Here is a 694-nt window from a genome sequence, read left to right on the forward strand (position 1 = left end):
CGGCAACACATTGCTCGATTTCAATATTTCCGGGGGCGCCGCCGCCGGCATCCACGGCCTGGGCACAAATGGCCTGACCGTCCAGGGCGTGACGGTCAGCAATGTCGCAACCGGCCTCTTCCTCGATGGAGTGGCCGGTACGGTCTCGGTCGACGACCTGACCGTCCAGACCGCATCTGAAACCGGCATCGTGCTTGTCGGTTCGAGCGCGACCGTCAATTTCACCGGCAACACCAAGATCACCAACGCCACCAGTGCGGCGCTGTCCGCCAACAATTTCGACGGCATCGCCACCTTCGACGATCTCGACATCACCGGCGGCGGCGTAGGCATAGGCATCGTCGGCAGCTCCAGCGGAACCTTGACCTTCGGGGTCGGGAGTTCCATCGCCAACACGAGCAGCAACGCCTTCTCCATCAGCAACTCGACGCCCAACGTCACCTACAACGGCACCATCAACCAGACCGCTGCTACCAGCGCGGTGGGGATCTCCGGCATGAGCGGCGGCAGCGCCACGTTCGGTGGAGCGATCACCGCCAGCACCGCCACCGCCTTTGCGATCAACCTGAGCGGCAACACCGGCGGCACAATCAAGTTCACCGGCGGGCTGGATCTGACCACGACCACCGGCACCGGCTTCAGCGCCACCGGGGGCGGCACGATCACAGTCGCGGCCGCAGGCACGGAGCAGATC

Annotated in this window: 1 protein-coding gene; it reads left to right on the forward strand. The window is 64.7% G+C overall.

What is annotated here, in order from left to right:
• Positions 1–694: hypothetical protein (locus EN984_RS36690; protein WP_206517588.1), on the forward strand; the 694-nt coding region annotated here is incomplete at both ends.

It is taken from the genome of Mesorhizobium sp. M7A.F.Ca.CA.004.12.1.1, from assembly GCF_003997835.1.
Lineage (GTDB): Bacteria > Pseudomonadota > Alphaproteobacteria > Rhizobiales > Rhizobiaceae > Mesorhizobium.